We start from the raw sequence: 20162 nt of genomic DNA on the forward strand, positions 1-20162 counted from the left end.
ATGAGCCGTCAACTGAAACTCGGCGCCTTTCTCATGGCCACCGGGCACCACGTCGCCGCCTGGCGCCACCCGGACGTACCGGCGAATGCGGGGCTGGATTTCGCCCAGTACAAACACCTGGCACGCGTGGCCGAAGCGGCGAAGTTTGACGCACTGTTCGTGGCCGACAGCATTGCGGCGGCCACGGGTGATATCGCCAGCCAGATGGCGCGTTCGGATCATTTCGAGCCGCTGACTTTGCTCTCGGCGCTGAGTGCAGTGACGGACCACATCGGCCTGATCGCCACGGCGACCACCACTTACAACAAGCCCTACCATGTAGCGCGCAAATTCGCCTCGCTGGATCACCTGTCCGGTGGGCGCGCGGGCTGGAACCTGGTGACGTCGGATGCAGCCGCCGAAGCGCAGAACTTCGGCCGCGATGAACACCTCGGCCATGCCGAGCGCTATAGCCGTGCCAAGGAGTTTCATCAGGTGGTGACCGGGTTGTGGGACAGCTGGGAAGACGACGCCTTTGTGCGCGACAAGGCCAGCGGCAACTATTACGACCCGACGAAGCTGCATGTGCTGGACCATGTGGGGGAGCACTTTCGCGTCAAAGGCCCGCTGAACGTGGCGCGCTCACCACAGGGCCAGCCGGTGATCGTGCAGGCGGGATCTTCCGAAACCGGGCGTGAGCTGGCGGCACACACCGCCGAGGTGGTGTTTACCGCGCAGACATCGCTGGAGAATGCCCAGGCGTTTTATGCGGATCTCAAGGGGCGACTTGAGCAATACGGGCGTGCGCCGGATTCGCTAAAAATCATGCCGGGGGTATTTGTGGTGGTCGGGCAGACCGAGGCTGAAGCGCAGGCCAAGTTCGAAGCGTTCCAGGATTTGGTCGAGCCCGAAGTGGGCGTGGCCTTGCTGGGGCGCATGTTGGGTAACTTCGACCTGTCCGGCTACCCGCTGGACGGGCCTTTGCCGCAGTTGCCATTGACCGACAGCGGGCAACGCAGCCGACAGCAATTGCTCAGTGACCTGGCCAACCGTGAGCAACTGACACTCGCCCAGCTGGGCCGGCGGATTGCCGGTGGACGCGGGCATTACAGCCTGATCGGCACGCCCGCGCAGATTGCCGATGAGCTGCAACGCTGGTTTGAGAACGGCGCGGCGGATGGCTTCAACATTTTGGTGCCGCACCTGCCGGGCGGGCTGGAAGATTTTGCTCAGTGGGTGGTGCCGGAGCTGCAACGACGCGGGCTGTTCCGTACTGAATACACCGGCTCCACTTTGCGTGAAAACCTCGGTTTGGCGCGCCCCGACAATCGCTTTAAAAAGGACGACGCATGAAGATTCCGGCGCTGCTATTGGCCTTGCTGGCCGTCACTCAAACCGCACTGGCGGCCGACCCCGCCACCCTGCGCATCGGCTACCAGAAGGGCTCTATCGCCCTGGTGCTCGCGAAGGAACACGGCCTGCTGGAAAAACGTTTCCCGCAGACCGAGGTGAAGTGGATCGAATTCCCCGCCGGCCCGCAGATGCTCGAAGCGCTGAACGTCGGCGCGCTGGATGTCGGCTCCACGGGTGATATCCCTCCCCTGTTCGCCCAAGCGGCAGGCGCGGACCTGGTCTACATCGGCGTCGAACCGCCCAAGCCCAGCGCCGAGACTATCCTGGTGCGCAACGACAGCCCGCTGCATTCGGTGGCGGATCTGAAGGGCAAGAAAGTCGCGTTCCAGAAAGGCTCCAGCTCCCACAACCTGATCCTGCGGGCGTTGAACAAAGCCGGGCTGAGCTACAAGGACATTCAACCGGTGTACCTGCCACCGGCTGATGCACGGGCGGCGTTCGAGCGAGGCAGCGTGGATGCGTGGGCGATCTGGGAGCCCTATTCGTCCCTGGCGCTGAGCCAGAGCCCCAGCCATGTTCTGGCCAATGGTGAAGGATTGGGGTTGTCGGGGCCGGTGTACACCGCGCGGCGTGAGTATGCGAAAGACAATGGTGGGTTTGTGCACGATCTGCTTGGTGAACTCACTGCAGCAGAAGCGCTTACCCGCAGCCAGCGTGAAGACAGCTTGAACGTGCTGACCGGCTTTATGGGACTGCCCGCCGAGGTGGTTGCGCGGTACATGGATAACCGCCCGCCTTCGCCGATTTTGCCGATAGACGCGAAGATCATCCAGGCGCAGCAGGCGACGGCGGATTTGTTTTACCAGAATCGGTTGTTGCCCAAGGCCATCGATGTCAAAAAGGCAGTCTGGAACGCTGAAACCAACTAAGACCCAAACTGAGGAGGGGCATGAAGTGCCCAAATAATTCTGGACACTTCAATCCGGCGCGATGATAACGCCCTAACCACACATTCAAAATGAACGAGTAGAGCATAAACTCGGAAAACCATAGACATAAAGATAAGTATTGGGACTACGCATCGATGAATTCTGGCCACAACCCTACCATTAGGAGAATCACTACAACTTAGTAAACGTAAACTCCTCAGACCAATTCCCGGAGCTATCTTGAATACTAGCGGTAAAGCTATTGCAAGCAAGATCCATCGTCCATAAATGATATTTATTGCCCCATCGAGTGAAGCTCAGATCAGTCCGCGTGGTAGTATTGCTGGTTGCGTTACGTTTGTAACCTGCGGACGATACGGAATCAGTAAGCCCGCCACTCTTTATCTCAGCATCAATAGCTCCGGTATCGTAATCCGCAAATCTTATTATAAATAGCTCGAACACAGACGCGCCTGGACGAGTAAACTTGTATGCCCCCTCAAGCGCTGGATTATTCTTGGCCATTTACGCAACCCTCTTCAATTTAACTTACTCACAGATGACACAAACAAGATACATAAAAGCAAAAAAACCATAACCTGTTAAAAGTAACAGTCATTGATAATAATTGTTCATAAGCCACTCTTGCGCTATCGCAAAAAATTCAAAAACCCGCCCCACAACCACTTTTTTTGATGATACGAGCACGGATTTTATGAATAATTTATGGCTCTTGCCGTTCGCTTTTCTGTGCATCACTAATTTTCATGAGTGGGGTCTAAGGGCTTCACCATGCAACACACCGATCACGTCGCAGTTGTGAGTTCACCTGCAAAAACGCAGGCGATGGCGGATTTGTTCTATCAGAATCGTCTGCTGCCTAAAACCATCGATGTCAGCACGGTCGTGTGAAGATCTGAAGGCACCTGAGGACAACATGTGGGAGCTGGCTTGCCTGCGATGAGGCCATGTCAGTTGATGCAGGAGGTGAATGACACACCGCTATCGCAGGCAAGCCAGCTCCCACATGTCTGACCGAGTCAGGCTTGGGGGCGGGTGCTTTTTTTGACCAAGCACATCGGTGTGCCGGCCACCGGCTCCCGCATGATCTGCACCTGCACATCAAACACCTGCCGCATCAGCTCAGCACTGATCACCGCCCCCGGCGCGCCGTCGGCCACCAGCTTGCCGCGGTGCATCACCGCCAGGTGGTCGGCATAACGGCAAGCCTGGTTGATATCGTGCAGCACGGTAATCACCGTCTTCCCTTCCGCGGCCAGTTCGCCCATCAGGTCGAGCAGTTCGACCTGGTGGCTGATGTCGAGGTAGGTCGTGGGCTCATCCAGCAACACCACCGGCGAGTTCTGCGCCAACACCATCGCAAGCCAGGCACGTTGGCGTTGGCCGCCGGACAAATCGGCCAGGGCGCGGTCGGCCAGGCTGTCCAGTTCCAGACGCTGCATGGCCTGGGTCACATGGGATTGATCGCTACCACTCAAACGCCCCCAAAGCGAGTTATGCGGACTGCGCCCATAAGCGACCAACTGACGCACGCTGACGCCCTCCGGCACCGGCAACACCTGCGGCAGAAACGCAATCTGTCGCGCTAATTGGCGTGCGGACAGGCTGGCATAGGCTTGGCCATCCAACGTCAGTTCGCCCTGGGTCGGCTTGAGGATGCGCGCAAACGCCTTGAGCAAGGTGGACTTGCCGCAGCCGTTCGGCCCGATCAGCGCAGTGACCTTTGCGGCGGGTGGCATGAATGACAACCCTTGCACGATGCGTGTCGCGCCGTAGCCAATATCGAGTTGATGTGCTTGAAGAATACTCATGTCATCAGCCCTTGAACCGTGCCAGCAACCAAAGAAAATACGGCGCGCCAATCACCGCCGTGAGTACCCCGGCAGGGATTTCGCTGGGCGCGATCAACGTGCGCCCCAACGTGTCAGCCAACACCAGTAACAGTGCACCGATCAGCATCGACGCCGGCAGCAGGCGCTGGTGATGCCCACCCACCAACCGCCGCGCCATATGCGGTGCAACCAATCCGATAAAGCCAATCGGCCCTATAACGCCTACGCCCAGGCTGGTCAGCAGTACTGCGCAGGCCATCGCCATCCAGCGCGTACGACTCAACGCAGTGCCCAGGCTGTGGGCCGCCTCATCGCCGAGGGCGATCAGGTTCAGCGGTTTGGCCAGGCATAGGCCCAGCGGGATCAACACCAGGAACGGCAGCACCAGCGCCACATGGTGCCAATTGCGGCTCCACAAACTGCCGGTGAGCGCGAGCAACGCGGTGTTGATATCCAGTGGGTGGGACAGGATCAGAAACTCGGTGACGCTGGACAAGGTCACTGCAATCGCCACCCCGGACAACGCAAAGCGCACCCCGGAAAAACTCACCCCGGTGTTGTACAGCGCCAGCAACAGCGCGCCACCCGCTCCGCCCAAACAGGCCACCAGCGGCAGCCAGGCAATCGGCAAATGCGGCCAACTGATGATCGCCACGGTCAGCGCCAGCCCTGCGCCCTGGGTCACGCCGAGAATTTCCGGCGAAGCCAGCGGGTTGCGGATCACGCCCTGCACAATCGCCCCGGCCAGGCCGAAGGCTGAACCTGCGAAGATCGCGATCAGGCTGCGTGGCAGGCGGTGGTTCCATACTTCGAAGTCGAGTGCATCGTGGGCCAGCAGGCGGTCCAGCACGGTGTCGAGCGTGAGCCACAGGGTGCCGGCGCTGAGGCTGACCAAGGTTGCCAGCAGCAACAAGCCGAGCAGCAACCATAGGCGCAATCGTGGCCGGATCATAAGGCGCGCCTGGCAAGAAAGAGAAAGAACGGTGCGCCGATCAACGCGGTGACCACGCCAGCCGGCGTCTCCACCGGGAAGGCCACTGCGCGACTGAGCAGGTCAGCCCCCAGCACGATCACCGCACCCAACGCTGCGCTCAGCGGGATCAGCCAGCGGTAGTCATTACCGAGGAACTGGCGAAGAATATTCGGCGCGATCAACCCGACAAAACCGATCGGCCCCACGGCGCAGACACTCGCCCCCACCAGCAACAGGCTGGCGATAAACACCTGCAAACGCAGGCTGGCGATGCCCACACCCAACGAGCGTGCGGCGTCTTCGCCGAGGTTGATCAGGTTCAGGCGCGGTGCACACCAGAGCGCCCACAGCCCGCCAATCAAGGTGCACGGCCAGAGCAACTGCACTTGCGCGGCGCCGACATTGGCCAGGGAGCCGGCCAGCCAGTTGAGCACGCTTTGCGCCTGGGCCTCGACCAGAATCACTGTGAGCCGGGTCAGTGCCGCGCACAATGCCGCTACCGCAACGCCGGCCAAGACCAGGCGGCCCTGGGCCGTGGTCGGCGACCAGGCGCCGCCAAGGCTGAATACCGTGATCCAGGCCAACGCGCCGCCCAGACAGGTCATCAACAATGCACCACCGGCAAACGGCGGTGCGACCAGGCCGGTGGTAAACAGGGCCAAGCCCAACGCCGCGCCCGCTGTCACACCAAACAAGGACGGCGAGGCCAGACGGTTGCGCGTAATGCCTTGCATCAGCGCGCCGGCCAGGCCCAGGCAGGCACCGACCAACGCGGCACACACGGCACGCGGCACGCGCAACTGGGCGACGATATAAGCCATGTTGCCGCCTACGCGGCCTTGATGGACCAGCCCATTCCAGGCGTCCGCCGCCGTGAGCGTGAACGGCGACGCACTGTACAGCGAGAGCCAGAACAACAACGCGCCCAGCCCTACAATGCCTGTCGCCGCAAAACTGCGTTGCACGCTTACTGGCTCAACACGGCTTTGCCGCCTTTAAGAATCGCCAACGCATCTTCGGCGATCTGCTCCGAGGCCAGCACGCCACGGTTGCGCGCCCAGCTGTCGCCATCGACTTCGGCTACCTGCTTGTTACGCACGGCGCTGAGCACTTGCCACAACGGCTGCTTGCTCCAGCTGTCGACGATGCTGGGGCGACGGTAATGGCCTACCAGCAACCAGCCCGGGTCGAGGGCGAGCAGTTGCTCCAGGCTGACAAATTCGGTGGGCGCAGCGTTGGCGCGTACCGATGGGACTTTCAGGCCGATGGCCTGTAACACGCTGCCCGCGTAGGAGTCGGGGCCGTGCACGGAGAAGCTGTCTTCACGGGCGACGCCGAACAGCACGCTGGCGCCAGCGGGAATCTGTTGCGCGATGGCGTTGAGGTTTTCACGGTTCTTCTGGATACGCGCTTCCATCTGCGCGCTCTTGCCCAGCGCCTTGCCGATCAGCTCGGCAGATTTAAGGCTGCCTTGGTAATCCTCACCACGCGAGGGCAGCAACAGCGTCGGCGCGATGCTCGCCAAGTCGCTGTACAACGCCTGGTGGCGATTGAGGTCTGCAACGATCAGGTCGGGCTTGAGCCGGGCGATTGCCTCGATGCTCGGCTGCGAGCGCAGGCCTACGGACTTCCACTCACCGATAGCCTGGCGCACACGGGGCAACACGCGGTTGGCGTCACCATCATCGGCGGCGCCAACGGGCGTTACGTCAACGGCAGCCAAACTGTCGAGAAAGGAAAACTCCAGCACCACCACACGCTTGGGCGCATCCGGCAGATGCACCGCGTGCTGGCCGTCATTGAGGTCGATCGGGGCGGCGCTCAGCAGGTTTGAAGAGAACGCCAAGAGGCAGGCGGCAAAGGTGGGGATGGAGCGCAACATTCGCATGACAAGGACCTCGGCGTTGGAACACCCCAGCTAGACCTGTTGGGGAAAACGGCGGGTACTATTCCATATTGGGGCGGCGCGATCAAAACACATTCTCATTAACACCGACAATCACGTGTGGGAGCAGGCAAGCCGGCCTCCCACACTTTTGATCGGTGTACGGCCGTTAGAAGTCGACGGTGGCTGACAGCAAGTAGGTACGCGGTGTCGACAAGGTCAACCCCGGCTCGCTGTCGTCTGACGCCCCGGCCGAGCTCCAGTAGCGTTTATCGGCGACGTTCTCCACATTCGCGCGCAAGGTGATGTGCTTGTCATCCACGTTGAACCCATACCGCGCGCCGACGTCGACGCGGTTCCACGCATCGATTTCCTTGACGTTGGACTGGTCCAGGTACTGCGAGCTGGAATAAATGCCACGGCTGGTCAACGTCAGGCCTTCAAGGCCCGGCACATCCCATTCGGCGCCCAGGTTAACGTTGTATTTAGGCGTCGCCGGGGCGCGGTTGCCGTCCCAGGCGCCGTTGGTGGTGTCCTTCAGTTCGCTGTCGATGTACATCACCCCGCCCAGCAGGCGCACGCCCTTGAGCGGCTCGCCGAATACACTCAGCTCCACACCGGAGTTCTGACGCTTGCCGTTGGGGCCGAACAACCGCGAGGTCGCGTTGGTTTCATAGGCCGGCTGCTTGATGCGGAACACAGCGGCGGTCACGGCAAAGGCGCCGGCGTCGTATTTGGCGCCCACTTCCACCTGACGGCTGATGAAGGGCGGGAAGATTTCATCCTCGTTGCTCGAGGTCGACGGCGCGATCTTGCCTTGGCTCAAGCCTTCCATGTAGTTGGCGTACAGCGACAGCTTGTCGGTGGCCTTGAACAGGAGGCCACCGGACGGCGAGACCTTTTCTTCGTCATAGCCAGTTTTGCCTTTGATGCCGTCGCTCCAGTCATCCACCTTGACGCGCTGCCAACGCGCGCCGAGGGTCAGCAGCAGGCGGTCGTCGAAGAACCCCAGGGTGTCGGACAAGGCCACGCCGCTGAATTTGTTTTCGGTGTAGACCTTAGCGTCCTGACGTATCGCCGTGGACGGCGCCGGCGTTTGCACCGGGTTGTAGAGGTTACTCGTCGCCGTCCCGTAGCGGGTGCCGCCGTTGGTGAAGTCCATGTCGAAGTAGCTGGCCGCCAGGTTGACCTCATGGCTCACCGGCCCGGTATGGAACCAGTTGCGCACGCCAGCGGTGTAGGTGCGCACGTTTTCATCGCGGGTGAAATACCGCGGCTGCACAGTGAACGCGCCAGCCGCATTGGTGACGGACACCGCATGACGTAGAAAGTCGTGGTTGCTTTTACGCGCGCCCACGCCGCCATACAGCATCATGTTATCGCTGAGGTCGTACTCAGCGTTGACCGTGCCGAAGGTGTCGTTGGTGCTGGCCTTGCTCCAGGACTGCGCGTAGTTGCGGCGCACATCGTTGGCGCTGGGCACCGGCGCTGCGGCCGCCACCTGCACGCGCTCTTGCGGTGCATCGGTATCGCGTTCGGTGTGGCCGATATCGGTGGAAAGGCGCAGGCGCTCGCCGCGAAAGTCCAGGCCCAACACAGCCATTTCGCGGTCGACGCGCTGGTGGTCCCACTCGGTGTCGCCGGACTGCTTCACGCCGTTGAAGCGGATGCCGAACATGTTGTCCTCACCGAAGCGTCGCCCCACATCCACCGCGCCGCCAGCCTGGCTGTCGGAGGTCCAGTTGCCGGTAAACGAGTTGATGTCCTTGTCGGTGGCGCGCTTGGGCACTACGTTGATCCCGCCACCGACGCTGCCGCGCGGTGAGATGCCGTTGATCAACTGGGTGGGGCCTTTGAAGATGTCGACGCGGTCGGCCATTTCCATGTCGATGGTGTAGGTCGGCAGTACGCCATAGAGACCGTTGTACGACACATCGCTGTTGAACAGGCTGAAACCGCGAATGGTGAACTGCTCATAACGCCCACCGGCCGGGTTGGTGGCGCGCACTGACGGGTCGCTGGCGATCAGGTCGCCCAAGGTGCGCGCCTGCTGGTTTTTCACCGCGTCAGCGGTGTAGGTGGTCATGCTGAACGGGGTTTCCATAAAGTCCCGTGTGCCCAGCAAACCCTGCGAGCCACGGCGCGCCACTTGCCCACCGGCGTAAGTGTCGCCGTCATACAGGCCGGTGGTGCCAAGGATTGAGGTCGGCGCCAGTTCCAGGCGGCTGCCATCCGGCGCCGGCACCAACATGTAGGCCTGTGCCCCCATGGGTTGCAGTTGCAGGCCGGAGCCTTGCAGCAAGCGGGCGAAGCCCTCCTCCACGGCGTACTCACCGGACAAACCACTGCTGGTACGACCGCTGACCAGGGCCGGGTCTACCGACAGGTTGACGCCTGCCAACCCGGCAAACCGGGTGAGTGCCGCGCTCAGGCTGCCGGCCGGCACCTGGTAGCTGCGGCGGGCGGCAGTGTCTTCGGCATAGCTGACGGCAGCGAATAACGGGCTGGCGCTGAGGCTCAGCAACAGGCTCAGTTTCAGCAAGGGGCGGACTACGGGCATTGGCGGAAGCTCTCGATATTGTTCACTTGCCTTGAATGACAGGCGAGATGAAAAAAAGGGACAAGCTCCGCCAATTTTTTCGCTTACCACACTGCGATCGTTGAATCCGCCCTGGGCTCGGTGCCGCCGCACAATACACCACTGACCGGATCGCGCAGGATGATCTGCCCGCGCCCGAAGTCAGTGAGGTCGCTGGCGATTTGTACCTGATGCCCACGCCGCGCCAGGGCATTGGCCAGGTCGCGGGAGACGCCCTGCTCAATGCCGACTTTCATGTCGCCCAGCCATTGCCAGCGCGGCGCGTCCAAGGCCGCTTGCGGGTTGAGGCCGAAGTCCACCAGGTTCATCACCATCTGCACATGGCCCTGGGGCTGCATATAGCCGCCCATCACGCCGAACGGGCCCAGCGCCTGGCCGTCCTTGGTCAGGAAGCCGGGAATGATGGTGTGGAAGGTTTTCTTGCCCGGCGCCAGGCAGTTGGCATGGGCCGGGTCGAGGCTGAATTCCTGACCACGGTTCTGCAGGGCGATGCCGCTGTCGGGCAGCACCACACCGGAGCCAAAGCCGTGGTAGTTGCTCTGGATGAAGGAGACCATATTGCCTTCGGCGTCCGCCGTGGCCAGGTAGACCGTGCCACTGGCGTGGGGGTCTCCTGGCTTCGGTGGCTGAGCTTGTTCACCGATCTGGCTACGGCGACGGGTGCTGTAGTCATCGCTGAGCAGATCGGCGACGGCCACGCGCATGTGCAGTGGGTCGGTGATGTAGTGCAGGCCGTCGCTGTAGGCAAGTTTCATCGCCTCCAACTGGCGGTGCCAGGTTTGCTGACTGTCGCGGTGATCGAAGCTGAAGCCTTCGAGGATGTTCAGCGCCATCAGCGCCACAAGGCCCTGGCCGCTGGGTGGAATTTCCCAGACATCCACGCCCCGGTAGTTGATGTGGATCGGCTCCACCCACTGGGCGCGGTAGTCCTTGAGGTCGCTGGCGCGCAGGTAACCGCCGCTGGCGCGGGAGTGGGCGTCCAGGCGTTCGGCCAGGGCGCCGCGATACAGGCTTTCGCAGCGAGTGGCGGCAAGCTCTTCCAAGGTGCGGGCCTGCGCCGGGTTGCGGAAAATCTCCCCAGCCCGTGGTGCGCGGCCGTCGATCAGGAAAGTGTCGAACCAGGCCGCTAGCACCGGGTCGCGATGAGGCGTGAACTCATCCAACGCAATCTGCCATTGATGAGCAACCACCGGCGACAGCGGGAAACCGTCGCGCGCCAGGCTGATCGCTGGTTGCAGCAACTCGGCAAACGGTAACTTGCCGAAGCGTTGCGACAGCTCGGCCCAAGCCGATGGGCAGCCCGGTACGGTGACTGGGGTCCACCCGTACAGCGGCATTTGATCGTGCCCCGCCGCCTTGACCGTCTCGATACTCAGGGCCGCCGGCGCATGGCCGTTGCCGTTCAGGCCGTGCAACTGGCCTTTGCACCAGACCAGGGCAAACGCATCGCCGCCCAGGCCGCAGCCAGTGGGCTCGACCACCGTCAACGCGGCCGCCGTGGCGATGGCGGCATCAATAGCGTTGCCGCCCTTTTGCATGATCTCGATGCCGGCCTGGGCGGCCAGGGGCTGGGACGCCGCGACCATGCCACGCTTGGCAAACACGCTCTGGCGTTGCGAGGGATAGGGATACTCGTGCGCAGAAAATTTCAACATGGCAAAGGCTCTTCAATTCATTGGCCGGACTTGATGCGGTTCCATTCCCGGGTCATCAGGCGCTGGATATTTTCCGGCAGGTCGGCGGAGACAAAGGTGTGGTTGATTACGTCGTCACCGGGGTAGATGCCCGGGTTACCGCTGACTTTCGGGTCCATCAGTGGCGTCCAGGCGTTGCATCAGGCGTGGGTCGAGGTGCTTCCAGTTATCCAGCACGTTGCGTTGCAACGGTTGGTAGGCACCGGCACGAATCTGCTTGGACAGGAACTGGCTGGACGGCACGCCAGGTCGTAACCCGAATGCCCGGAGGGCAACTTGGCTTCAAGCATTTCATTGGTGTCGAAGATGTCGTATTGCACCTTGATGCCGCTGTCTTTCTCGAAGTTCTTCAAGGTGTCAGGGCCGATGTAGTCGGACCAATTGTAGACCTTGACCACAGGCGTGGCAGCCTGGCTCATCGGCACAACGGCGGCGCAGCACAGCACCGCAAACAAACTTGATACACGCATGACGGATTTCCTTGGAAAGGTCATAACACGCGGCTGAGAAAGGCCCGGGTACGGGGGTGGCTGGGGTGGCTGAAAATCTGTTCCGGCGGCCCTTGTTCGATGAGTTCGCCCTGGTCGAGCACCACAACGCGGTCCGCCACTTCACGGGCAAAGCCCATTTCATGGGTGACCACCACCATGGTCATGCCCTCCTCGGCGAGCGCCTTCATCACCTGCAGCACTTCGCCGACGGTTTCAGGGTCGAGGGCGCTGGTGGGTTCGTCAAACAACATGGCCTGGGGTTTCATCGCCAGGGCACGGGCAATGGCCACCCGTTGCTGCTGGCCGCCGGAGAGCATCGACGGGTAATGGTTGGCCTTGTCCGCCAGGCCCACGCGCGCCAGTAATCCATGAGCCTGCTCCAACGCTTCGGCGCGTGGCGTGCCGAGCACCTGGATCGGCGCTTCGATGATGTTTTCCAGCGCAGTCATATGAGGGAACAGGTTGAAACGCTGGAACACCATGCCGATGTCGCGGCGCTGGCGGGCGATATTGCGCTCCGAATCGCGCACGAGGCTGCCGTCGTTGCGTTCGCGGTAGCCCATGGCGCGGCCGTTGACGCGAATACGCCCGCCCTGGATGTCTTCGAGCAGGTTGATGCAGCGGATAAAGGTGGTCTTGCCGGAGCCGGAGGCGCCGATCAGCACCACCACTTCGCCGCGTCGTACTTGCAGGGAAATGCCCTTGAGGATCTGCAGCGTGCCAAACGACTTGTGGATATCCAGCGCTTCGATGATCAGTTCTTCACTTTGGTGCGCCATGGTTAGCGTCCCCTCAGCAATTTAAGGGTGTTGCGCCCGAACATGCGACTGGCCGCCGGCGGCGCGGAAGGCCGATCGGACTGGCCGAAACGCGCCTCCAGCCAGCGCTGGAAAAAGCCCCACAGCGTGGTGAGCATCAGGAAGTAGATCGCCACCACCAGGTACAGCTCGAACACGCGGAACGTTGCCGAGGTGACCATTTGGGTGCTGAGCAGCAACTCCTGCACACCGATCACGCTGACCAGGGTGGTGTTCTTGAGCATCACGTTGAACTCGTTGCCCAGCGGCGGCACGATCACCCGGAACGCCTGGGGCATCACGATGCGCCGCATCAGCTTGGCGAAACCCATGCCGAGTGAACGTCCGGCCTCGTACTGGCCCTTGTCCACCGCGCCGATGCCGGCACGAATGATCTCGGCCATGTACGCACCTTCATTCAGGCCCAACGCAATAATCGCCGCCTGGATGTTGCCGGGGACAACCAGGCCAAACAGATCGATATCCTCAAAGCGGAAAATCCCGCCCGCCGCCAGCGCCGTGTACAGGAACACAATCTGCACCAGCAACGGCGTGCCGCGCATCAGCCACACATAAAAACGCACCGGCAGGTGCAGCAGCGGGTTCTTTGACAAGCGCAACAGCGCCGCCGCCAGCCCCAGTGCGCAGCCCAGCAACATCGCCGACACGGCGATCAGGCACGTCAGCCACAGCCCGGTGAGGTACACCCCGCTGGGCTGCAACAGGTACTGCCAGAACACATCCCAATTGAAGTTCATTGCGGGAAACCTCAGTCGAGAGCGTCGCTGCTGACATGCCATTTATTCAGCAGCGCGACGTAGCTGCCATCGCTGCGCATGTCGCTGATCACCTGCTGCACGGCGGCGGTCAGTTGCGGGTCGTCCTTGCGCATGCCCAAGCCGGTGAGGATGCGGCTGAACGCCGGCACGCCTTCCTGGAACAGGTCCGGGGCCATCGCGGCGTAGTAGCCGGCGGTTTCCACGGTGGTGCCGTAGGCGTCGACCTGGCTGATGCGCAGGGCCTGGAACGCATCGGTGTCGGTGTTGTAGACCACCAGTTTCATCGGTGGCTTGCCGGCCTTGGCCAGGTTGTCGTTTTGCGTGTCCAGCAGGGTCTTGATGGTAGAACCGTTGAGTACGGCAACCTTGTGCCCGGACAGATCATCGAGGGTCTTGATGCCTTTGGGATTACCCTTGGGCACTACTATCGATTGGCTGGAATACATGTAGTTGACGATGTCGATCACTTGGCGGCGTTCGGGCTTGTCGAACAGCTGGTCGACAATCATGTCGCACTGCTGGGCGAGCAGCGCCGGTACCAGCCCGGAGAATGGGATGACCCGCCACTGCACCTTTTTATCGCCCAGGCGCTTGGCGATCTCAAGGCCGAGGTCGACCGTGAGCCCACGCGGTTTCTGCGCTTCATCGAAGGACACCAGGGGCGGTGAATCCATCCCCGAGCAGTAGGTGAGTTTGTCGACCGTTAATAGGCGATCCGGCACCTGCGATGCAGCGCAGGCCCATTGAGTACAGAGACCGAGGGAGACAGCCACCAGCAAGGCGCGGCGTTTATGCATGACCAGACACTCCAGTTCGTGGGTACAACGGGGGGCAGGACTCAACAACGTCAAAACACAGCAGGTCTTTGTTATTTTTCGGTTTGCAGGAACTGGATCAGCGCCGGCACCGTGCCTTCGATGTGCTCGCGCACCACGGCTTCGGCGCGGGCGGCGTCACCGGCGCGAATCGCATCGAGGATCACCGCATGTTCCTGGCGTGCGCTGAGGGGTTTTTCGCCGTGTTGCAGCCACAGACGCATGGGCGCTTCCACCAGCAAATAGAGCGCCGATATCTGCTTCAACAGGCGCGGCCGACCGCTGAGGCTGCACAGGTATTCGTGGAAGGCGCGGTGGCGGCTGACCCACGCGGCGCTTTCGTCGCGGTAGTCGTCCATCTCATCGAGCATGCGCTCCAGCGCCGCCAACTGACGCTCGCCGATGCGACCCACCGCGACGCGCACCGCCAGGCCTTCGAGGGCACTGCGCATTTCGAAGACCTCGTGTAATTCATCGATATCCAGTCCGCTGACGATGGCGCCACGGTTCGGCCGCAACGTCACCAGGCCCTGTGCATCCAGGCGGCGGAAGGCTTCACGTACCGGCATGCGGCTCATACCGATCTCGCTGGCGATGTCTTCGGCGATCAGCCGGTCACCTTTGCGATAGCGACCACCACAAATAGCATCGAGCAGGAAGTTGTAGGCCTCCTCCTCTGCGGTGAGGGGCTGACGGTCAACATAAGCGGGGGCAAATTGCATCGGCAGCACCTTTTGAATTTTTGTATCCAATTATCCACGAATACAAAAAAGCAGAATATGTGCCAACTTTGCCGAGATGAGCCAAGTGATTGATTCAGGTTGAATAGATTGCAAATATCGAAGGATAAGCGGAGGGCTTGCGTAGGAGATTGCTACGAAATGGCTCATGAACGCCCCATCAGTGGGCACAAGTAACACGTACGGTTGGGTGTGGGGGGGACGTGGTACAGCCCGCTTGGGCCGTTGAGTGTGAACCTGGCGTATCCGATTCGTACGCCTGAGAACGCGCAGAAGCAGGTGTTTCAGTTCTCCATGGGGCAGACGTTTTAAAGGGAACTCAGTAGCCGTCATCGGGTCGGCTGATATACGTAATTACCTTTAGCCGCAAGGTAGGGCCCGATGAAACAGACGTCCCTCGTCAATGCGAAGCCTGTGGGCACTATCAAGCAGGCTTTGTACATGCCAGATTCAGCGCGACAGCGTCCAAACAAACGTTGCCTGACTACGCAGGATTTCGGCTCTTGTCGGCACATTGAAACAGGTGCCGTTTTCATCATCGCTTCAGGCGCATCGGCAAAGTCGTTTCCTCTCGAGAAATTTGCGCACGTGCCGATGATCACGATGAATGGCGCTATCTCCATGTTTCAGGACACCGACGTCAAACCGTATTTTTATGCCTGCACGGATAGAAGCTTTTCCGAACAGCAGCCGGAATTATTCAAACACGCCATGGCGATCAGCCAGAGGGTCGCGCTTTGGGAAGACCACGCGCGATCGTCGCGTGCTCGCCCAGCCGGACGTCTGTATCCGCTGACCAAAGCTAAAAGACCTTCTTGGCTGGATTCTATGCTGGGTAGACGCCGCACGTTGGTCGTCAATCATCCCTTGCTGCCCCATCGCAAAAGACTGCTGGGATTCAGCAAAGACATGAGCCAGGGCTTCTTTGACGCAAGAACCGTGGCCTATCTGGCGATACAGTTGGCCTTCCACGTCGGATTCAGCAAGGTTTTTCTCGTCGGGGTGGATCTGGACGAAAACGCTGGAAGGTTTTACGAGACCCAGGAATCGAAAAACTCTCCCTGCGGACTCGACCAACACTACTTCACGCGCATACTGCCGTCGCTCGAGTTGATGTCCAAAAAGGTCATGGGCGAGGACTTCATGGTTTATAACCTCTCTGACATTTCAAGAATTCCGGACAGTGTGGTCCCGCAGGTCACGCTTGCAGAGGTTGAGACGATGCTCGGGTAGCAAGCATCGTATTTTATCGCCAGTGACCCACCGACTGTTCTGGCTCGCAGGCGCAACGGAGTACGCAACGGTCACCGTGAGCCACCCTTGGCTCCATAGACGTCGATTTTGCGTGCTGCGCCCATGCTTTTTTCCAGGCAATAAAAAACCGCCTCTCGGGCGGTTTCGGTTCTGCAGGTGGTGACTGAAAAAAGGCTCCTGTCAATACCGCCTTTTAAAAACAAAATAGCGCCCTCAGCAGGCCGACGCTGATGTAACTAGTGGTCTCCACTGGATTCAACTCCAAAAATATTCAGTCCTACATGATCGTAATGACATCCCCACAACGGAGCTTCAACCATGTCATTGCGATACTGCCCTAAATGCTCGTCCTGCAATATCACCAGTAAACGTCACGGCATGAAAACAGGTGCGCTGATCGGTGCCGTCGGCGGTGCTGCTCGCGGACTCAGTGCCGCGATCACTGGTGCGAGTACAGGTATCAGCGTCGGCGCCTTGGCTGGCCCAGCAGGCATGACACTCGGCGGCCTGTCGGGTGCCCTTTTTGGTGGTTTAACCGGCTGTATCACTGGCTGCCTGGCCGGAGCCAAGCTGGGAGAGGTCTTTGATCAGCGCATTCTCGACAACCACCTGTGTTGTGACTGCGGCTATACGTTTACTCCCCCTTCAACTGCCTCCCCAATCTAGCTCACCTCTGCTCGGCTCATCCTTCAACGTTCTCTTCGGTATGGGCACTGTGGTGCCTGTTTATGCCGCATTCGGAGTCTTCCTGATGACGATTCACTGCATTGTTTGCAATTCAACAGCGGTCATTCCCAAGGATGCCGCCAAGGCCATGGCCATACTGGTCAGTATCATCAGCGCCACCATCCAGGGTGCGGCTGCATCGGTGGCACCTACTCAACCAACTGAAGCAACGGGCCCACATGGACGCATCTTAGGTCAGTTGCTGGCGATCATTCGTGCTGGGCTGTCCGGGGCGACCGCAGGTGACGCTGCCGGTACTGAACTGAGTCGATCCATCGAGAAATACTGGTTCAGCAACCACGACTGCCTCTGCCTGAACTGTGGCTTTTACTTCGACCAGAACGCGTTCTAACCAGCAACACTCCTGTGTACTTCAGCTCTGCTTGATCCCCCTACCCTGCGCACCCTGCCTGCTGATTGTTCAGCGGCTTTGCCGTGCGCCATTTTTAACAAGGAATTACTTCATGGCTCATCTCGTCGAAACAATGGCTTACGTTGGCGCGCCCCCTTGGCATGGCCTTGGCAGTCGCCTCACTGAAAAGCAACCGCTGGAAGTTTGGCAGCGTGAAGCTGGTATGGACTGGCAGATTCAGGAAAGCCCGGTTCACTTCAAGTCAGACACCATCGGCCACCTGGGCAGCATTCACTCGTTCCCGGAGCAGAAGGTGCTGTACCGCTCCGATACCAAAGCTCCGCTATCAGTGGTCTCCAACCGCTACCAAGTCGTGCAGCCGCGTGACGTCCTGGAGTTTTACCGAGATCTGAGCGAAGTCTCGGGTTACGAGCTGGAAACCGCTGGCGTACTGAAGGGGGGAAAGAAGTTCTGGGCGCTGGCCCGTACCGGGCAATCGGCTGAACTTAAAGGTAATGACCTGGTGAATGGCTACCTGCTACTGGCCACCTCCTGCGACGGCACGCTGGCCACCACGGCAACACCGACCACAGTACGGGTGGTGTGCAACAACACGCTGACCATTGCGGTGAATGGTGCTAGCCGGGCTATCAAGGTGCCACACAACACACGCTTTGATCCACAAGCGGTGAAGAAACAGCTCGGTATTGCCGTATCTCACTGGGATACGTTCATGCACCAAATGCGCAGCCTAGCGGAGCGTAAGGTGCAGTGGCATGAGTCGATGGGCTTTTTCCTCAACGTGCTGTGCGACGTGCAGCCTACAGGTGTGATACCGAAGGATCTGCCCAACGAACGCGCCCTGCGCAAAGTGCAAGAGCTGTACGAAGGGAAAGGTAAAGGCTCGGGGATGGCGTCAGCCAACGGCACCGCATGGGGCTTGCTCAATGCGGTGACTGAGTACGTCGACCACGAACGCCGAGCGCGCAGCAATGAGTATCGCCTGGACTCCGCGTGGTTTGGTCAAGGTGCTGCGGTCAAGCAGAAAGCTCTGGATGCTGCACTGCAACTGGTCGCTTGAGAGAAAAAAGAAACCTGGCTACCCGCAACGGGCGGCCAGGTATTTGACTCAATGCTTCAAGCGCTCGACCAACCGCTCAACTAACTCAACCACCAACTGCCGATCAGTTTGATTCAACTCAGCCAGTAACGCACCGATACGACTGGCCTGATCGGACGGGCGAGTGCTGGACTCCGTCAGCAAATCAGCAGTTTCACATTCAAAAATAACCGCCAGTTCCATTAGTCGCGCAATCGTCGGCATGACGATGCCGCGCTCAATACGCGAGACAGCCTCCATCCCTATCCCCAGGCGCTCGGCTACCACCTCTTGGGTCAATCCGCTGCGATTACGCTGCTTGGCAATGGCCTGGCCTACCACGCTCGCCAGCCCTTTCGATTCAGTCTTCGACATATCCCCTCCAATCCGACTGGAATGGTTGGGCATCGTCTTATTGACATGAAGGACTTATAAAGATGAATATCAACCTTTTAGGGCGATATTCAACCTCTCAACTCACATACTCACGCCCCCTCACTCAACTGTAGGAAGCAACCGCATGAATAAAACACTTCTTTTCGCCGCGATCCTTGGCTGCACGACGGCAGGCCATGCATTGGCCGGCACTTATGAATGGACATCGGGGTGGGCTCAGGGCGTCACCGAATACCAGGTCGATGACGGCAATGGCAACGAGCTAAACATCTCCTGCTCCGATGATGAGGAAACGTCCATCACAGCCTACGCCAACGTCGCGGGGAAACAGTACGCATCCGACGACAACGGTGGCGGCTTTGACGTCATTGTGGATGGAGAGACCTACTCCAATCCGTTCTTTACGGACTGCAATGTCTGTAGCGACATCTTCAAAAACGGCTTCTGGGCAGATCTGCGCAAGGCTAACAACCTGCAAATCAGTGCCGGTGGCAAAACAATCACGCTGCCAACCAAAAACCTGAAGACGACGCTGCTCCCACTCAGTAGCAAGGACAACGTTTGCCACGCGGGGTGGTAAGCCCCCCACCGATCAACAGAACAACTACAGGGGCCTTCCCTTTCCATTTAGGAGATCACAATGGAACACGATTCCAACCAAAGCAGCACCGACACCTCCACTAATGCGGTAGTCGGTGGCTGGGCCATTGCGGCCTTGGTATTTGCAATCATCTGCGTCACTTTCAACACTTCGTCCATGGTGCTAGGCGCGGGATTCTTCATGAAATTTCTGGCCGTAGTTGTCGGCTCTGTACTGGGCCTAATTGGTGCATTACTGGGCGATGCCATCCGTAAGTTTGCGCACCCTGATGCGGTTTACACCTCCGGAGGAATGTTCAGTCTGATGTGGATCAAGCTGTTCTGGATGCTCGGACCACAGGTCATCGGACTGATTGCGGGCGGCGCCATCGGCTGTGGCTTGGTATTACGTTAAAAGAGACACTTCTAATGAATAAAATAACTTTAGCTCTGTCTATCTTAGCCATTTCCGTCATCACCGGCTGCTCCGATGAAAACACCGAACTCAAAGGTCAATTCCTTGCGGGTTGTGTACAGAGCGGCGTGAGCAAGTCTATTTGCGTCTGTACCTTTGACAAGCTCGAAGGTAAGTATAGTCAGACTGAGTTAAAAGCCATAAGCACAAAGAGAACAACGCTTCCTAGCAGTTTCGTAAAAGATCTCGCTGTAGCGGCAAGAACTTGCCAAGCAGAGCATTAACAACCCGTCCTCCAACAATATTTATCTACCCACACCAACTGCCTGACCAGTTCTGCTGGCCAGGCGCTTTTTATGTGGTCAGTGCCTCCCTCTGTCCGACTGGCCCAACCCTCACTCGATAAATTCCATCTATCAGAAACAGCTCTATACAATACAACCAATGGACACTC

At 59.6% G+C, this 20162-nt stretch carries 21 protein-coding genes and 2 pseudogenes; 10 read left to right on the forward strand and 13 right to left on the reverse strand.

Going from position 1 to position 20162, the window contains the following annotated elements; translation table 11 throughout:
* The gene (locus AACY44_RS15850; RefSeq protein WP_339427890.1) at positions 1–1332 is read left to right on the forward strand and encodes an LLM class flavin-dependent oxidoreductase; all 1332 of its coding nucleotides are present in this window, start codon (positions 1–3) and stop codon (positions 1330–1332) included.
* Positions 1329–2261 (forward strand): sulfonate ABC transporter substrate-binding protein, encoded by a 933-nt coding sequence (locus AACY44_RS15855; protein ID WP_339420979.1) that lies wholly within the window; start codon positions 1329–1331, stop codon positions 2259–2261. The genes AACY44_RS15850 and AACY44_RS15855 overlap by 4 nt, the downstream gene beginning before the upstream one ends.
* 1040 nt (positions 2262–3301) lie before the next feature.
* Here AACY44_RS15855 and fecE read toward each other — a convergent pair.
* The 12 genes and pseudogenes from fecE to AACY44_RS15915 all read right to left on the reverse strand — a co-directional run bounded on the left by fecE (position 3302) and on the right by AACY44_RS15915 (position 14869).
* Entirely contained in the window at positions 3302–4093 is a 792-nt protein-coding gene (gene fecE, locus AACY44_RS15860) for a Fe(3+) dicitrate ABC transporter ATP-binding protein FecE (RefSeq protein ID WP_339437173.1), read from the reverse strand.
* A gap of 4 nt (positions 4094–4097) precedes the next feature.
* Complete coding sequence (locus tag AACY44_RS15865) at positions 4098–5066, reverse strand: iron chelate uptake ABC transporter family permease subunit (RefSeq protein ID WP_339420982.1); 969 nt, start codon at positions 5064–5066, stop codon at positions 4098–4100.
* Positions 5063–6052, reverse strand: a complete 990-nt coding sequence (gene fecC, locus AACY44_RS15870) for an iron-dicitrate ABC transporter permease FecC (protein WP_339420984.1) — start codon at positions 6050–6052, stop codon at positions 5063–5065. The genes AACY44_RS15865 and fecC overlap by 4 nt, the downstream gene beginning before the upstream one ends.
* 2 nt (positions 6053–6054) lie before the next feature.
* On the reverse strand, positions 6055–6969 hold the full coding sequence (locus AACY44_RS15875) for a Fe(3+) dicitrate ABC transporter substrate-binding protein FecB (protein ID WP_370467912.1): 915 nt from the start codon (positions 6967–6969) through the stop codon (positions 6055–6057).
* 172 nt (positions 6970–7141) lie between these two features.
* On the reverse strand, positions 7142–9532 hold the full coding sequence (locus tag AACY44_RS15880; protein ID WP_339427892.1) for a TonB-dependent receptor: 2391 nt from the start codon (positions 9530–9532) through the stop codon (positions 7142–7144).
* A gap of 83 nt (positions 9533–9615) precedes the next feature.
* Positions 9616–11226 carry a gamma-glutamyltransferase family protein gene (locus tag AACY44_RS15885; RefSeq protein ID WP_339437170.1) on the reverse strand — a complete coding sequence of 537 codons (1611 nt, stop codon included), beginning with the start codon at positions 11224–11226 and terminating at the stop codon, positions 9616–9618.
* Positions 11227–11243: 17 nt separating this feature from the next.
* On the reverse strand, positions 11244–11384 hold the full coding sequence (locus tag AACY44_RS15890) for a hypothetical protein (protein WP_339420992.1): 141 nt from the start codon (positions 11382–11384) through the stop codon (positions 11244–11246).
* Positions 11383–11735: pseudogene (locus tag AACY44_RS15895) on the reverse strand (spermidine/putrescine ABC transporter substrate-binding protein PotF); the annotation flags it as partial. The pseudogene AACY44_RS15895 and the gene AACY44_RS15890, both read right to left, overlap by 2 nt.
* 20 nt (positions 11736–11755) lie before the next feature.
* Positions 11756–12535 (reverse strand): amino acid ABC transporter ATP-binding protein, encoded by a 780-nt coding sequence (locus AACY44_RS15900; RefSeq protein ID WP_339420994.1) that lies wholly within the window; start codon positions 12533–12535, stop codon positions 11756–11758.
* A gap of 2 nt (positions 12536–12537) precedes the next feature.
* Positions 12538–13311, reverse strand: a complete 774-nt coding sequence (locus AACY44_RS15905; RefSeq protein WP_339530613.1) for an amino acid ABC transporter permease — start codon at positions 13309–13311, stop codon at positions 12538–12540.
* 11 nt (positions 13312–13322) lie between these two features.
* A complete protein-coding gene (locus tag AACY44_RS15910) occupies positions 13323–14129 on the reverse strand; it encodes an ABC transporter substrate-binding protein (protein WP_339438234.1) in 807 nt (268 codons plus the stop codon).
* A gap of 71 nt (positions 14130–14200) precedes the next feature.
* A complete protein-coding gene (locus AACY44_RS15915; RefSeq protein ID WP_339530614.1) occupies positions 14201–14869 on the reverse strand; it encodes a GntR family transcriptional regulator in 669 nt (222 codons plus the stop codon).
* 204 nt (positions 14870–15073) lie between these two features.
* Here AACY44_RS15915 and AACY44_RS15920 point away from each other — a divergent pair.
* From AACY44_RS15920 to AACY44_RS15940, 5 genes and pseudogenes are all read left to right on the forward strand, one after another.
* Positions 15074–15199, forward strand: a pseudogene (locus AACY44_RS15920) (BamA/TamA family outer membrane protein); the annotation flags it as partial.
* Between the two features lie 69 nt (positions 15200–15268).
* Positions 15269–16120, forward strand: a complete 852-nt coding sequence (locus AACY44_RS15925; RefSeq protein WP_339421002.1) for a lipopolysaccharide biosynthesis protein — start codon at positions 15269–15271, stop codon at positions 16118–16120.
* 339 nt (positions 16121–16459) lie between these two features.
* A complete protein-coding gene (locus AACY44_RS15930) occupies positions 16460–16807 on the forward strand; it encodes a hypothetical protein (RefSeq protein ID WP_339438230.1) in 348 nt (115 codons plus the stop codon).
* Between the two features lie 85 nt (positions 16808–16892).
* Entirely contained in the window at positions 16893–17219 is a 327-nt protein-coding gene (locus tag AACY44_RS15935; RefSeq protein ID WP_339530617.1) for a hypothetical protein, read from the forward strand.
* A 112-nt stretch (positions 17220–17331) separates the two neighbouring features.
* On the forward strand, positions 17332–18300 hold the full coding sequence (locus AACY44_RS15940) for a DUF932 domain-containing protein (protein WP_339438228.1): 969 nt from the start codon (positions 17332–17334) through the stop codon (positions 18298–18300).
* A 48-nt stretch (positions 18301–18348) separates the two neighbouring features.
* Here the strand turns inward: AACY44_RS15940 and AACY44_RS15945 are convergent, their stop codons facing one another.
* Entirely contained in the window at positions 18349–18693 is a 345-nt protein-coding gene (locus AACY44_RS15945; RefSeq protein WP_339438226.1) for a helix-turn-helix domain-containing protein, read from the reverse strand.
* Positions 18694–18838: 145 nt separating this feature from the next.
* Between AACY44_RS15945 and AACY44_RS15950 the strand changes: the two genes are divergently transcribed.
* From AACY44_RS15950 to AACY44_RS15960, 3 genes are read left to right on the forward strand one after another with little or no spacing between them, the layout of a single operon-like run.
* The gene (locus tag AACY44_RS15950; protein ID WP_339530618.1) at positions 18839–19294 is read left to right on the forward strand and encodes a hypothetical protein; all 456 of its coding nucleotides are present in this window, start codon (positions 18839–18841) and stop codon (positions 19292–19294) included.
* Between the two features lie 60 nt (positions 19295–19354).
* Positions 19355–19708: a hypothetical protein gene (locus AACY44_RS15955; protein ID WP_339439553.1), complete on the forward strand. Its 354-nt coding sequence runs from the start codon at positions 19355–19357 to the stop codon at positions 19706–19708.
* 14 nt (positions 19709–19722) lie between these two features.
* Positions 19723–19992: a hypothetical protein gene (locus AACY44_RS15960; protein WP_339439551.1), complete on the forward strand. Its 270-nt coding sequence runs from the start codon at positions 19723–19725 to the stop codon at positions 19990–19992.
* The last annotated feature ends 170 nt before the right edge of the window (positions 19993–20162 follow it).

It is taken from the genome of Pseudomonas sp. RA_15y_Pfl1_P11 (assembly GCF_963970975.1).
GTDB classification, from domain to species: Bacteria; Pseudomonadota; Gammaproteobacteria; order Pseudomonadales; family Pseudomonadaceae; genus Aquipseudomonas; species Aquipseudomonas tritici.

Bases quoted from the DNA above. Each gene is read 5' to 3' on its own strand.
- AACY44_RS15850 (WP_339427890.1), top strand. From the start codon at position 1: ATGAGCCGTCAACTGAAACTCGGCGCCTTTCTCATGGCCACCGGGCAC.
- AACY44_RS15855 (WP_339420979.1), top strand. From the start codon at position 1,329: ATGAAGATTCCGGCGCTGCTATTGGCCTTGCTGGCCGTCACTCAAACC.
- fecE (WP_339437173.1), bottom strand. From the start codon at position 4,093: ATGAGTATTCTTCAAGCACATCAACTCGATATTGGCTACGGCGCGACA.
- AACY44_RS15865 (WP_339420982.1), bottom strand. From the start codon at position 5,066: ATGATCCGGCCACGATTGCGCCTATGGTTGCTGCTCGGCTTGTTGCTG.
- AACY44_RS15875 (WP_370467912.1), bottom strand. From the start codon at position 6,969: ATGTTGCGCTCCATCCCCACCTTTGCCGCCTGCCTCTTGGCGTTCTCT.
- AACY44_RS15880 (WP_339427892.1), bottom strand. From the start codon at position 9,532: ATGCCCGTAGTCCGCCCCTTGCTGAAACTGAGCCTGTTGCTGAGCCTC.
- AACY44_RS15885 (WP_339437170.1), bottom strand. From the start codon at position 11,226: ATGTTGAAATTTTCTGCGCACGAGTATCCCTATCCCTCGCAACGCCAG.
- AACY44_RS15890 (WP_339420992.1), bottom strand. From the start codon at position 11,384: ATGGACCCGAAAGTCAGCGGTAACCCGGGCATCTACCCCGGTGACGAC.
- AACY44_RS15900 (WP_339420994.1), bottom strand. From the start codon at position 12,535: ATGGCGCACCAAAGTGAAGAACTGATCATCGAAGCGCTGGATATCCAC.
- AACY44_RS15905 (WP_339530613.1), bottom strand. From the start codon at position 13,311: ATGAACTTCAATTGGGATGTGTTCTGGCAGTACCTGTTGCAGCCCAGC.
- AACY44_RS15910 (WP_339438234.1), bottom strand. From the start codon at position 14,129: ATGCATAAACGCCGCGCCTTGCTGGTGGCTGTCTCCCTCGGTCTCTGT.
- AACY44_RS15915 (WP_339530614.1), bottom strand. From the start codon at position 14,869: ATGCAATTTGCCCCCGCTTATGTTGACCGTCAGCCCCTCACCGCAGAG.
- AACY44_RS15925 (WP_339421002.1), top strand. From the start codon at position 15,269: ATGAAACAGACGTCCCTCGTCAATGCGAAGCCTGTGGGCACTATCAAG.
- AACY44_RS15930 (WP_339438230.1), top strand. From the start codon at position 16,460: ATGTCATTGCGATACTGCCCTAAATGCTCGTCCTGCAATATCACCAGT.
- AACY44_RS15935 (WP_339530617.1), top strand. From the start codon at position 16,893: ATGACGATTCACTGCATTGTTTGCAATTCAACAGCGGTCATTCCCAAG.
- AACY44_RS15940 (WP_339438228.1), top strand. From the start codon at position 17,332: ATGGCTCATCTCGTCGAAACAATGGCTTACGTTGGCGCGCCCCCTTGG.
- AACY44_RS15945 (WP_339438226.1), bottom strand. From the start codon at position 18,693: ATGTCGAAGACTGAATCGAAAGGGCTGGCGAGCGTGGTAGGCCAGGCC.
- AACY44_RS15950 (WP_339530618.1), top strand. From the start codon at position 18,839: ATGAATAAAACACTTCTTTTCGCCGCGATCCTTGGCTGCACGACGGCA.
- AACY44_RS15955 (WP_339439553.1), top strand. From the start codon at position 19,355: ATGGAACACGATTCCAACCAAAGCAGCACCGACACCTCCACTAATGCG.
- AACY44_RS15960 (WP_339439551.1), top strand. From the start codon at position 19,723: ATGAATAAAATAACTTTAGCTCTGTCTATCTTAGCCATTTCCGTCATC.